Consider the following 12902-nt stretch of genomic DNA (forward strand, 5'->3'; position numbering starts at 1 on the left):
CCCGAAGCATTCGTTTATTTGGAACCATTTTTTAGAGGGAGTAGGAGGAACTGTCGTGGATTTTATACAAATAGCGTTGGTTTTGGTGGTGCTTTTCGTGCTCGCCATACCGATGGGAAAATATTTGGCACGCTCCTTTTCGCTGGAGACGACCCGATTGGACCGTGTTTTTGGCGGGGTGGAAAAAGCGATATACAAGCTGTCTGGCATTCGCGTAGCAGATATGACCTGGAAGCAGTACGCAATGGCTGTTCTGGTCAGCAACATTTCGATGGTAGCCATTGCCTATCTCTTGCTTCGTTTGCAAGGGATGCTGCCGGGAAACCCAAGTGGAATTACGGCGATGGAGCCGTTGCTTTCCTTTAACACAGCCGTCAGCTTTTTGACGAATACGAATCTTCAGCATTACAGCGGGGAGAGTGGATTGTCGTATCTGTCGCAAATGCTGGTCATTATTTACCTGATGTTTACGACGCCAGCGACAGGAATCGCGGTCGTGATGGCCTTCATGCGCGGGCTGACAGGGCAGCGCAGCATCGGTAACTACTACGTTGACCTGGTGCGTGCCCATACACGGGTGTTGATTCCACTGGCGATTGTCGTGACATTGCTCTTGGTGTCCCAAGGTGTGCCGCAGACGATGGAGCCGACGGCAACAGCGACAACCATTAGCGGAACGGAGCAACAAATCGCTCGTGGTCCGGTTGCTTCACTCGTATCAATCAAGCATTTGGGAACAAACGGGGGAGGATTCTTCGGGGTAAACTCTTCGCATCCGTTTGAAAACCCGACACCGCTTACGAATGTGATTGAAATTTTGTCGATGTTCTTGATCCCGGCGGCACTGCCATTCGCATTCGGCTTCATGGCGAAGAGCCGCAAGCAAGGCTGGGTTATTTTTGGAGCGATGTTCGTGATGTTCCTGGCGTTCTTGATTACGGCGTATGCCAATGAAGTAAACGGCAACCCGGCGCTGGAACGGGCTGGCCTGTCACAAGAAATGGGCAGCATGGAAGGAAAGGAAGTCCGATTTGGCATCGCACAAAGCGCCTTGTTCACCGCCGTGACAACAGCGGCAACGACAGGAACCGTGAACAACATGCACGATACATTGACGCCACTTGGCGGCTTGGTGCCGCTCGGTGAAATGATGCTCAACTGCGTATTCGGCGGAGATGGCGTCGGAACGATTAACATTTTGATGTATGCAATTTTGGCTGTATTTTTGGCGGGCTTGATGGTAGGGCGTACGCCTGAATTCCTCGGCCGCAAGATCGAAGGAAAAGAGATGAAGCTGATCGCCATCGCGATTCTCGTTCATCCCCTGATTATTTTGGCGCCAACCGCTATTGCACTGGCGACAGAAATGGGTTCATCCGCAGTGTCGAACCCAGGCTTCCACGGCATTTCACAAGTGCTGTACGAGTACACATCCTCGGCAGCCAACAACGGTTCCGGTTTTGAAGGATTGGGCGACAACACGCCATTCTGGAACATTTCTACCGGACTCGTCATGCTATTCGGTCGATACGTCTCGATCATTACGATGCTGGCGGTAGCAGGCTCCTTGCTCGCAAAAACGCCGGTACCAGAAACGATGGGGACACTGCGCACAGACAATAGTGTATTCACAGTGATTTTGATTGCGACTGTGGTAATCGTAGGCGCACTGACATTCCTGCCTGTGCTTGCACTCGGCCCAATCGCCGAGTGGCTAACGATCCGCTAATACTAGAGGCAAAGGAGTAATTTTCCATGAGTAGAACGCGCACGGTTGCGCTTCCTAAAGATTTGTACCAACGGGCCTTTGTCGAGTCTTTCAAAAAACTGGACCCGCGTGTAATGATGAAAAATCCTGTCATGTTCGTGGTAGAGATCGGGTTCTTCATTACGCTTCTCCTGACGTTTGTACCTAGTTTGTTTGGGGGAGCTTCGGACCCGCTGTACAACGGCGTCGTCAGCTTCATCTTGTTCGTGACGATTTTGTTCGCTAACTTCGCAGAAGCCTTGGCAGAAGGTCGTGGCAAAGCACAGGCAGAGAGCTTGAAAAAAACGAAGCAGGACACGCAAGCAAAAAAAGTGGGGAAAGATGGTCGCATTCAGGTCGTCAGTTCCACAGAACTGCGAAAAGGCGATCTGGTTATCGTGGAAGCAGGCGAGCTGATTCCATCCGACGGGGAAATCGTCGAGGGTGTCGCCTCTGTGGACGAATCAGCGATTACGGGTGAATCCGCTCCGGTCATTAAAGAAGCAGGTGGCGATTTCAGCTCTGTCACGGGAGGCACACGTGTAGTCAGTGACCGCATCCGCGTCCGTGTGACGACTGATCCCGGCGAATCGTTTTTGGATCGCATGATTTCGTTGGTAGAGGGCGCGAAAAGACAGAAGACCCCGAATGAAATCGCGTTGAATACGCTGTTGGTCAGCTTGACGTTGATTTTCCTAATCGTCTGCACGACCTTGCAGCCGATCGCCAACTATGTGAATGCAGCCATTCCGGTTGCGACACTGATTGCTTTGCTCGTCTGCTTGATTCCGACCACGATTGGCGGGCTCTTGTCAGCGATTGGGATTGCGGGTATGGACCGGGTCACACAGTTTAACGTCATTGCCATGTCCGGTAAAGCCGTAGAGGCATCCGGTGACATCAACACCATTATTTTGGATAAAACGGGAACGATCACGCACGGAAACCGGATGGCTGCCGAGTTTGTCACAGTAGGCAACAGTAAAAGCACGGAATTGAACCGAGTAGCTGCACAAAGCTCGGTTCATGACGAAACACCGGAAGGACGCTCTGTTGTAGAACTGGCGAAAAAACAAGGTTTGGCACTTGCTGAACTGGAATTGCCTGGTTCCGAAGGCGTGGAGTTCCGGGCTGAAACAAGAATGAGCGGAACGAATTTGGCAAACGGCGTTCTCATCCGCAAAGGGGCCGTAGACGCCATCAAAAAATACGTGGTAGAGCAAGGGGGCAACATCCCTGCTGATTTGGATGAAAAGGCAAACCGGATTGCAACCGCGGGCGGCACGCCATTGGCTGTAGCAGAAGGCAATACGATTCTCGGTTTGATTTACTTGAAAGATACCGTAAAGCCAGGCATGCGTGAACGCTTTGAAGAGCTGCGCCGCATGGGAATTCGTACGGTCATGTGCACGGGGGATAACCCGCTGACAGCAGCGACGATTGCCCGCGAAGCTGGTGTAGATGATTTCGTAGCGGAAGCCAAGCCGGAAGACAAGATTGCGCTGATCCGCAAAGAACAAGCGGCAGGAAAGCTCGTCGCCATGACAGGTGACGGTACGAATGACGCGCCAGCACTCGCACAAGCCGATGTCGGTTTGGCGATGAATACGGGAACGGTAGCGGCGAAGGAAGCAGCGAACATGGTCGATCTGGATTCTGACCCGACCAAAATCATCGAGGTCGTGGCGATTGGCAAGCAGCTTTTGATGACACGCGGCGCATTGACGACGTTCAGTATCGCCAATGACGTAGCGAAATACTTCGCGATCATTCCTGCGATGTTCATGCTGGCGATCCCACAAATGAGTGCGCTCAACATCATGGGTCTGGCTACACCGCAAAGTGCAATTTTGTCCGCGTTGATCTTCAATGCGATCATCATCCCGATTCTGATTCCGTTGGCGATGAAAGGTGTGAAATACACGCCAATGAGCGCGACAAAGCTGCTTAGCCGCAATCTGGTGATCTATGGCTTGGGAGGAATTATCGTTCCGTTCGTGGGCATCAAGCTGATTGACTTGATTTTGACCGGATTGAATCTGGTGTAACTCATATTGAAAAAAGAAAGCTCAGGTGAACCGATATGATATTGAAAAATTTGCGTCTCAGCCTCGTTTTGCTGCTGATTTGCGGCATTGCCTACCCGCTGGCGATGACAGGTATTTCACAGGTTGTAATGCCTGCACAAGCGAGTGGCAGTCTCATCACCGATGCGAGCGGCAAGGTGGTCGGCTCCGAGCTGATTGGGCAGACCTTCACCGATCCGAAGTACTTCTGGGGACGCATTTCTTCTATTGATAACAATGCGGCAGGCTCTGGCTCGAACAACTACGCGCCATCCAACCCGGCCTTGATCGAACGTACGCAAAAGGATATCGCCGCATTTCTGGCAGCGAATCCTGGCGTGAAGCAGGAGGACATCCCGGCTGATTTGCTGACCAACTCCGCTTCCGGTTTGGACCCGCATATCTCGCCAAAAGCTGCCCAAATACAAGTGGAGCGTGTAGCGAAGGCGCGCAATCTCGAACCGGTACAACTACAGGCTCTGATTGAGGCAAATACAGAGGGAAGAAGCTTGGGTGTTTTCGGAGAGCCGCGTGTCAATGTAGTGAAGCTGAATTTGGCTTTGGACGAAATGAAGAAGTAAAGAATGAAGGAGGGCTGCGAGATGGTAGAGCAGTTTCGGCGAAAATCCCCGGAGGAAATCTTGCAGTCCATCTCCAGAATGCACCGGGGCAGGCTGAAAATCATTCTGGGGGCAGTTAGTGGTTCAGGGAAAACCTATCATCTGCTAATGGAAGGGCAGACGCTTAAGAAAAAAGGGATTGATGTGGTCGTAGCTGGCTCAGGTGAGGCCACTCATCCCAAGCTGGCGCAAAAGCGGGAGGGCTTGGAACAAATCCAGCCAATCATCTGGTATTCCCTCGGGGAAGCGAGACATGATCTGGACGTTGCAGCCATTATCGAACGAGATCCGGAAGTCGTGCTCGTAGACGGTTTGGCTCATCGTAATCGTCCAGACGCCCCGCGACCAACCAGCTTAGAAGATGTTCAGTATTTGCTGAATCATAATATTAGTGTGATCGCGACGGTCAACATTTACGAATTGGCCGGGATGAAAGAGATGGCGGAGCGACTGACGAAGGCAGAGGTGCGGATCGACCAGTGTGTCCCGGAAGATACGCTTGCCATGGCTGACGAGGTGAAGCTGCTCGATGTTACGCCAGAAGCCATTCTGAAACGGCTGCAAGAAGACGATCGCAACCCGACTCGAACCAAGCATCCGCTGTTTCGCAGAGACAATCTGCATGTGCTGCGGGAGCTCGCTCTTCGGTTCGTAGCTACGGGCGTCAACGAGGATTTGGAGGATTATCGGGAGAAGCACGGCATGGTAGGGGCTTCAGGAGCCACAGAGAAGGTGCTGGTTTCTGCCCAGTATCATTGGAACGGCTCGATATTGGTTCGGCGAGGACAACAGGTTGCCAAGCGGCTCGGCGGAGAGCTCTTGGTCGTCTGTTTTCTCCCTTTATCCAAGAAGCTGACGAAGGAAGAAGCGACTTTTAAGAGAGCCATCGGAAAGCTCGTGGACAAAGTCGGCGGTACCTTTGAAGAGCAGATGCTTGCACGTGAAAAGGACGTAGCAAACGAGCTCGTCGCTTATGCGATGGAGAATAATGTGACCCGAATCGTCATGGGGCAGTCCAAGCGTACGCGCTGGGAAGAGATATGGTATGGCTCCATCGTCCATAAGATTCTTCGGCAAACGAAAAATATTGATATCTTGATCGTGGCGGATCGTTCCGAGCGGGACGGTGAGCGCGTCATGCCGACTAAGCGAGAACAAGCGGTAACGGCCAATCCGTACCGACGACTCTCCGATGAGGAGATGCAGCAGGAAATCGGGAAAATCAAGCGCGGGACGCTAAAAGTATATGTAGGAGCCGCACCTGGTGTCGGCAAGACGTACACGATGCTCCGAGAAGGAAACGAGCTCGCCGAAAATGGCATCGACGTGGTGATTGGGCTTTTGGAAACGCATGGACGAAAAGAAACCATTGAGCAGGTAGAGGGACTTCCTCTTATTCCGCGCAAGCGCATTCCGTACAAAAACGTGACGCTGGAAGAAATGGATACGGACGAAATTATCCGGCGAAATCCGGAGGTCGTACTGGTGGATGAGCTGGCACATACGAACGTGCCGGGGAGCACCTATGAGAAGCGCTACCACGATGTCGAGAAGATTTTGGCTGCGGGTATTTCCGTCATATCCACGATGAACATACAGCACCTTGAGAGTCTAAACGACAGTGTGGAGCAGATCACCGGAATCCGCGTGCGAGAGACGGTGCCGGACCATATTCTGCATCAGGCAGATGAGGTAGAGCTGATTGATATTTCACCCAAAGCATTGCGTCAGCGGATGCGGGAAGGCAATATTTACGCGCTGGAAAAGGTGGAGCAGTCGCTGACCAACTTTTTCAAAACAGGGAATTTGATCGCGTTACGAGAGCTGGCCTTGCGTGAAGTGGCGGACGACGTCGACGAACGCTTGGAGGCGTGGGAGCGGCGAACGCTGCGCGGGCCTTGGCGGCAGCAGGAAGTCATATTTGTCTGTGTGAATTTGCGTGCGGACAGTGAACGGTTGATTCGTCGGGGGTTTCGCATTGCGTATCGCCTGAAAGCGACCTGGCATGTGGCGTATGTACAGGATCATCCCACGCTGACAGAAGAGGAAGAGACACAACTGGCAAAGCTGAAGGCACTGACGGAGCGGCTCGGAGGTCGTTTTGAACGATACGAAGCCCCTTCCCGACGCAAGGTTTTCACCAAGCTGGTTTGGCATATGAACGAAAAAGGAACGACGCAGGTCGTCATCGGGCAGTCGGCGCGGACCCGCTGGAAGGAAATTCTCGAGGGTTCGGTCATCCAGCGATTATTGCGGGAGGTCCGACACATGGATGTGCTGGTCGTGGCTGATCACGCACCCGATATGATGTGAGGGAGGGTAATGATGGGCACAGAAAAAGAAGGGCAATGGGACCAAAGCGTGGCAGATGCCTATAGCCGTTTGGAGTGCCTGACACTAGAGCCAACTACGGAGGCAGATTTGTTTTCCAGGCTGATACGGGTCTACCTGGAGGAAGAAGAGGTGCGCATACGGCAAAAGCTAAAGCGCAAATCCTCACAGCGAATCTCTCGCGTCATGCATGAGCGGGTGGGTGAGTTTTTGTCCGGGCAGTTGACCGGGCTTTCGTTTCAAGTGATCGATGGTCTCTTGTTTATAAAGAGGGAAGAGCAGCTAGTCGGGGCACTCAAATGCATCCCTGATCTCGGCAGCTACGATACTCCGTCCTGGAATGCGACACTTGCCCGTTTTGCCAAGCAGTATCAGAAGCGGTTCAAGCTGGCGCCAGAGAAGCTGCTGTTCGTTGTCTGCTCGCTCGCCAAAAGCTTGGATGCAGCTCATGCCAAGGCGTTGACCGGAATTGATGTGTGGTGTGGTGCGGCATTAACGACTCCCGCCTATCGGGATGCGCTGCAAACGTATGTCAGCAAATGTGTGGAGGTCATGGACGCTCTCCCGCAGCCTGTGCACCAAGTGTATTTTTTAAGTGCGGATATCCATCCGAATGCACTTGCTTGCCAATTGCTGCGCGGGGAAAAGGCATCCTTGCCAGATCGTTGGTTGCGGCCTTCCGTCGGTGATCTCATCCAATTATTGCAAACCAAGCTGTGATATACTTTTAAGGACATTCATACCATGAATTCCTTGGGAGGGACTTTATATAAAAGTAAAAGTGGCTGGTATCCCGCATTTCACAGGAGCATATGTCTCTGGCACAGAATTAGCTCCGGACGCGCTTCGTACAGCAGGATTGATCGAGCAGTTGCAGCAGCAAGGCTTGGATGTGCAGGATGTAGGAAATCTGCATCTTCCGGATGATTTGCCTCGCCACAATATTCCACCAGTTCGTAACTGGCCGGCACCGCGCATGTTCTGGGATTTGCTGCAAAAGGACGCGCAAGAGTGGCTCGATACAGACGACTTTGTCTTGATGCTCGGTGGCGATTGCAGCTTGGTCGTTGCAACGGCACAGGCTCATCAGTCTCGGTATCAGGAAAAAGCGTATCTGCTCGTGCTTGACGGTCATCTCGATGCAGTAGTGCCATCGGCTTCTCGCTGTATCGGGGCAGCAGGGATGGGATTGTGGTTTTTACTTCAGGATCGCGGACAATGGATCGAGTCAAGCGGCTGGGATGCAGAGCGAATCCGCCTTGTCGGCTGCCAGCAGATGCCTGTAGAGACTTTCGGCGTTGACGTCATGACCTTGGCTCAGCTCACAGAGGGAAGCCTAGTGGAACGAGTTTCTCATATGCTCGAATCGATCCCGCCTGATGCCAAAATCCTCGTTCATTTCGACGTAGATATCATGCACAAAGACGCGATGCCAGCGGCCTATTCTCCAAGTGAGACAGGATTGTCTCTGTCCGAAGCGGAGACATTGCTTGCGACTGTTCTACGAGATTCGCGCGTGACCAGTATGGAAGTGACGGAATTCTCAGGGGCAAGGGATACCACTGGCAAGTATGCGCAGAGGCTGGTAGAGTTGCTCGCCCGGGCACTATCTGCACGTGCGTAAAGCCCTCCCATCTATGAAATCAATTCGATAGCACGTGAGCTCGGTAATCCTGATTCGTTCAGGCTGTCGGGCTCTTTTTTTGCGTGCTCCTCGTGAACCGAACGATTGTTTCTCGTGAATATAGAGTGAATCTAGGAAAACAAGGAGTGGAGCAGTTATGAAAAAGATGGCATTATGTGTGGCAGCATTGGCAGTCGTTGTATCAACGGGAATCCTCGTGTCCCCGTCGTTTTTCACAAGTAGTCCGGCAGCAGTGGTGAATGCAGCACCGTCTGTGAACACTAGCTTGTTTGTCTCGCAAAAGGCTGGAGATCCTGGAATTTTGCAAGCCGCTCAAAATGGATTTGCCCAGCCGCTTGATCTGAAAGTGACCGATCAAGGCTTTACCTTGGAAGCAAAAGAGGTTCTGGCAGACCCGCTGCGCATCAGTATCATCGCCGGGGTAAAAGACAAAGACGGCAAGGCAACAGATGTGTATTGGGATAATTTCCACTCCCCCACCCATGAATATCAAGAAATCACGATCAAGGATAAAGCGGGCAAGGTTTTACATAGCTCATCCCCCAATCAAGTGTCGTGGAAAACAAACCAGATAGGCGATTACATCCTGTTTGAACACGAGCTCAGAAGCTATTTTGACGATGGGAACAAGCTGCCGGACGAGCTGGTCGTAGAGTTCTACATGAAAAAGATGGGCAGTACCAAAGGCAACTGGCAGCTGTCGGTACCCGTGAACTTGAAAAAAGCAAAAGCTGCGACGAAAACAGTGGCTGTCAATCAGTCCTATACCTCTCCCAAAGGATTTCAGTTCGATTTGCGAGAGATTACCTTTGCACCGAGTGGAACAGAAGTGGTGATTGATTCGAATAACAAGGACTTCAGCTATCAGCTTGTCAATGAAAAGGGAGTCGTCCTTGGCGCATGGGACTCTGCAGTCGCTATCCATGATGAGAGCATTCAGAAAAACGTAATCAATACGATGAAATGGCGCGAGTCTGCTCCAGTGGAAAAAGGGCTGCGACAATTTCATTACTTCCACGACCTGAAAGAATCGAATGGTCTAACCTTTAAGCTGCATGCTGTTTACACAGAGGAAGAGCCAGGATTCAGCGTAAAACTGGACCCTGCCAGTGTGGGAGCAAAGCCAGTTACAGCAGAAAAGAATGGGACTCGCTTCACGTTTCACAAGGAGGGCAGCGGAGAGGATCGCCACAACATCGAGTTTGAGGGGACGCTAGCGGAAGGAGTTGTGGGAATCTTCCCGTTTGATACATGGTACGTGACGGACGAAAAGGGCAAAAAGTACAGTACGGTATGCCATGTCGAGGAATCCGCCAATCAAAATGGACGGATGAAAGTAAGCGGGTATTTGGAAATCGAGGAGATGAAATCCTTGCCGAAGCAAATGACGATCACGTTTGACAGTATGTTGAAGGAGCATCGCGATGTGAGCTTTGCGGTACCTCTTTTGACAGGAAAATAAGATTTTTAAAAATAAGGAGAAAGGATTTTCCAGCCCGTTCGTATTAGTTGTGAATCAACCAAATCGGAAGCTGCGCAGCATTCCCCAAAGGCTGATCGGTGATAGATGGAGGAGTAGTAAAAATGCCGGACGATCGGGAATTGATCGAGCAAATCCTGGCGGGCAATCATCAGCTGTACAGTCAGATTATCGACAGGTACAAGGGCAAGATCGTTACCTACTTGTACAAAATGATCGGTAACATGCCTGACGCACAGGATTTGGCTCAAGACGTGTTTACCAAAACCTTTTACCTATTGAAAGACTATCGGCCTGAGCACAAGTTTTCTTCATGGCTGTATCGAATCGCGAGCAATTATTGTCTCGATGAAATGCGGAGACGCAAAAGGACGGAGCAGACTGCAATCGTGGAGGAACAGATCGTTGATCCAGAGACACCAGAGACCGCCCTGTTAAAAAAGGAGCGGGACGCCCAGCTGGAGCGCAGCATCATGCTGCTGGATGAGGAGTATCGTGAGGTGTTCGTCCTGCATTACTTGCAGCGTCTGTCGTATCGGGAAATCAGCGAGCGACTGTCTCTTACGGAGAGTGCTGTTCAAATGCGCTTGTTCCGTGCTCGTAAAGAGATGAAGAAAAGCCTGACGAAAACAATGGGAGGGGGAGATGTTTATGACATGCTTCATGTTTAATCAATGGAAGCTCTATACAAATGGCGAGCTCTCCCCTGCCGAAAGCAAAGGACTGGAGCAGCATGCAGTAGAATGCCCACAATGTCAAATCAAGCTGCAAGAGTGGGTAGATCACATGCTGGAAGAGGAATTCTCCGCCTATCCGGAAGTTCCTGTACCCGATACGTTTACGGACGAGGTCATGAGTAAACTGTTCGAAGAGGTTCCCGTACGTACGGCACGAAAGCGCTCCTCCCGAACCAGAAGACAAAGGGGCTGGGATATTGTGAAGAAGACAGGACTGGTAGTAGCAGGACTTACCGCGTTGGTGGTGACAGGAACGGTCGTTTCACCGACGTTTGCCAACTATGTGAATAGCTTGTTCCAGATTGAAAAGGATGCGGATAGCGGTATGAAAAATGCTGTTAATAAAGGCCTTGTCCAAAAGCTGGAGCAGAAGGTAACCGATCAAGGGATTACTTTCGAAGCAAAAGAACTGATGGCTGACTCGATGCGGATTGCGGTCATCTATGATATGTACGACCAGAATGGAAAGCAGATAGAAGACCACTTTATGAAGTTTCAGTTAATTGATTCGAACGGAAAAGATTGGTTGGCGGAGGATGGAAGAGAGGAGTCTGGGGATAATCATGGACAGTTTTTCATCACTGAGGTGGGCTTGAACGATATTTTCGAATCGGCGGAGGCTACTCCTGAACAACTGACCTTGAAAATTGTACCAACAGACATCGAAGGCAAGACAGGGAAGTGGGACTTGGAAATTCCGGTCGATATGAAGAAAGCGAAAGAAGCGACCAAGACGGTTGCGTTCAAAGACGCCGTGTATCAATCACCACAAGGGCTTGAGCTTAAACTGAAACAAATCGAATTCTCCCCAAGTGCGACACGGGTTATGCTGGATTCAACGGTTCCAAAATCAGCCTACGTAGAGTTTGAACGGGCAGTGCTCATGTATGATAAGGATCATCCGGGAGGAGTCCACATCACAAACAAAAAAGTCGAACCTACTTTATCAGGGGGTGATATCGCGTACGAAATTACCAACGAAAAAGGTGAGGTCGTGGCAGCTCGGGATATGTTTGTATTAGATGAAGGAATCGCGAAAAAGAAGAATGTTCTTTACGTCTCTGGGCTGTCCAGTAAACAAGAAGGCGATATCATGAAGTGGTGGCATACATTTGGCCCGCTACAGGGTGAACAAAAGTTAAAGTTTCAGCTCCAAAAAGTTTATGAGAACAAACTGGCTTCTCCCAAATTCGACCTCATTCCAGAAGACTTAAACAAGAAGGCAGCGACTTTCAAGGATGAGACAGGCAGTTCGTTTACATTCTCCTCCTTTTCGTGGACACCTGCTAGCGGGGAAGAAAAAGGTGAGGCTGTGATAACTGTAGAGGGTACACTAGGAAAAGACATGGTCTCCATCAAATATTGGTATGTAAAAGATGAAAATGGGAAGATTTACTATGCGACATTGAGACCAGAAAGCACTAGAGACAAAGATGGACGCGTACTGGTCAAAGGCGAGCTGGTCATTCCGAAATTGGAGCAAGCACCGAAAAAGCTTACCATTTCCTATCCTGAATATACGGTGGAACATGACGTGAAGTGGGAAGTACCTTTTGAAATCAAATAGTTCAAAGAAAAGGAAGAGGCCGACAGTGGCCTCTTCTTTTTCATTACAGGAGCTAGTTTTTTTATGATTTGTGTACGTAAGGCCCCAACTGTTGACGAGTAAAGGTATAACGGGAATTTTCGTCCTTTAGCCACATATTCCCCTTCACAATGAGAATGTACACCGCAACGATGAAGTAGCCCGTCCCAATGATCCAGTCTGATGTGGTTACCATGCCAGTGGAGATGATGTGCCGGATATACCATACCCCGATCGGGATGTGGAAAAGGATAACGGCGAACAAACCCGGATTGTAGAAGGTTTTTGCTTTCAGATTCGCAAAAATTCCATGCCAGATAAACTGGAAGAAGCCCATGAGAATTGGTGCTAAGCCGAGCCAGATGACCGTCGGGAATAAGAGGGGAACCAGATAAAAGACATAGGCAATGACGAGGTTGATGATCATCGCAGACTGTGGATTCAGCGGGTATCGTTCTGGATGGCTGCTTTTGAAAATCAAACCATTAAACAGTCCGGCAAAATATCCCGGCCAACGGTACTCTTCATACTGATGAACAAGGATAGCGATGAAGCTTAGCCACAACAGCCGCTCGATAGCAGGAATGGTACTCCATTGCAGCATAAGATACAGCCCTACGCCGACTGCCACCAACACACCAAGGTCAGACCAATATTTTCGCAAAAAGCCCATTTGTCTCTCCCCCTATTT

General features: G+C 50.6%; 10 protein-coding genes. 9 read left to right on the plus strand and 1 reads right to left on the minus strand.

What is annotated here, in order from left to right:
* The first annotated feature begins 55 nt into the window (after positions 1-55).
* The 9 genes from kdpA (at position 56) to ACKKE8_RS02650 (ending at position 12193) form a co-directional block, all read left to right on the plus strand.
* Entirely contained in the window at positions 56-1729 is a 1674-nt protein-coding gene (kdpA, locus tag ACKKE8_RS02610) for a potassium-transporting ATPase subunit KdpA (RefSeq protein WP_409176798.1), read from the plus strand.
* 26 nt (positions 1730-1755) lie between these two features.
* Positions 1756-3795: a potassium-transporting ATPase subunit KdpB gene (kdpB, locus tag ACKKE8_RS02615; RefSeq protein WP_409176799.1), complete on the plus strand. Its 2040-nt coding sequence runs from the start codon at positions 1756-1758 to the stop codon at positions 3793-3795.
* Positions 3796-3830: 35 nt separating this feature from the next.
* Positions 3831-4394 (plus strand): potassium-transporting ATPase subunit KdpC, encoded by a 564-nt coding sequence (gene kdpC / locus ACKKE8_RS02620; RefSeq protein WP_409176800.1) that lies wholly within the window; start codon positions 3831-3833, stop codon positions 4392-4394.
* A 21-nt stretch (positions 4395-4415) separates the two neighbouring features.
* Positions 4416-6746 carry a universal stress protein gene (locus tag ACKKE8_RS02625; RefSeq protein WP_409176801.1) on the plus strand — a complete coding sequence of 777 codons (2331 nt, stop codon included), beginning with the start codon at positions 4416-4418 and terminating at the stop codon, positions 6744-6746.
* Positions 6747-6758: 12 nt separating this feature from the next.
* Entirely contained in the window at positions 6759-7484 is a 726-nt protein-coding gene (locus ACKKE8_RS02630) for a hypothetical protein (protein WP_409176802.1), read from the plus strand.
* A 61-nt stretch (positions 7485-7545) separates the two neighbouring features.
* On the plus strand, positions 7546-8388 hold the full coding sequence (locus tag ACKKE8_RS02635) for an arginase family protein (RefSeq protein WP_409176803.1): 843 nt from the start codon (positions 7546-7548) through the stop codon (positions 8386-8388).
* Positions 8389-8545: 157 nt separating this feature from the next.
* A complete protein-coding gene (locus ACKKE8_RS02640) occupies positions 8546-9871 on the plus strand; it encodes a DUF4179 domain-containing protein (protein WP_409176804.1) in 1326 nt (441 codons plus the stop codon).
* Positions 9872-9993: 122 nt separating this feature from the next.
* Positions 9994-10560 carry an RNA polymerase sigma factor gene (locus ACKKE8_RS02645; RefSeq protein WP_409176805.1) on the plus strand — a complete coding sequence of 189 codons (567 nt, stop codon included), beginning with the start codon at positions 9994-9996 and terminating at the stop codon, positions 10558-10560.
* Positions 10541-12193 carry a DUF4179 domain-containing protein gene (locus tag ACKKE8_RS02650; protein WP_409176806.1) on the plus strand — a complete coding sequence of 551 codons (1653 nt, stop codon included), beginning with the start codon at positions 10541-10543 and terminating at the stop codon, positions 12191-12193. The genes ACKKE8_RS02645 and ACKKE8_RS02650 overlap by 20 nt, the downstream gene beginning before the upstream one ends.
* A 61-nt stretch (positions 12194-12254) precedes the next feature.
* Here ACKKE8_RS02650 and ACKKE8_RS02655 read toward each other — a convergent pair whose 3' ends face one another.
* Positions 12255-12884 carry an HXXEE domain-containing protein gene (locus ACKKE8_RS02655; RefSeq protein WP_409176807.1) on the minus strand — a complete coding sequence of 210 codons (630 nt, stop codon included), beginning with the start codon at positions 12882-12884 and terminating at the stop codon, positions 12255-12257.
* Positions 12885-12902: the final 18 nt, after the last annotated feature.

The organism is Brevibacillus fortis (assembly GCF_046196545.1).
GTDB lineage: Bacteria > Bacillota > Bacilli > Brevibacillales > Brevibacillaceae > Brevibacillus > Brevibacillus fortis_A.

Excerpts from the sequence above, each read along its gene's own strand:
- ACKKE8_RS02625 (WP_409176801.1), top strand. The coding sequence starts at position 4,416 with ATGGTAGAGCAGTTTCGGCGAAAATCCCCGGAGGAAATCTTGCAGTCC.
- ACKKE8_RS02630 (WP_409176802.1), top strand. The coding sequence starts at position 6,759 with ATGGGCACAGAAAAAGAAGGGCAATGGGACCAAAGCGTGGCAGATGCC.
- kdpC (WP_409176800.1), top strand. The coding sequence starts at position 3,831 with ATGATATTGAAAAATTTGCGTCTCAGCCTCGTTTTGCTGCTGATTTGC.
- ACKKE8_RS02650 (WP_409176806.1), top strand. The coding sequence starts at position 10,541 with ATGACATGCTTCATGTTTAATCAATGGAAGCTCTATACAAATGGCGAG.
- kdpB (WP_409176799.1), top strand. The coding sequence starts at position 1,756 with ATGAGTAGAACGCGCACGGTTGCGCTTCCTAAAGATTTGTACCAACGG.
- ACKKE8_RS02655 (WP_409176807.1), bottom strand. The coding sequence starts at position 12,884 with ATGGGCTTTTTGCGAAAATATTGGTCTGACCTTGGTGTGTTGGTGGCA.
- ACKKE8_RS02645 (WP_409176805.1), top strand. The coding sequence starts at position 9,994 with ATGCCGGACGATCGGGAATTGATCGAGCAAATCCTGGCGGGCAATCAT.
- ACKKE8_RS02640 (WP_409176804.1), top strand. The coding sequence starts at position 8,546 with ATGAAAAAGATGGCATTATGTGTGGCAGCATTGGCAGTCGTTGTATCA.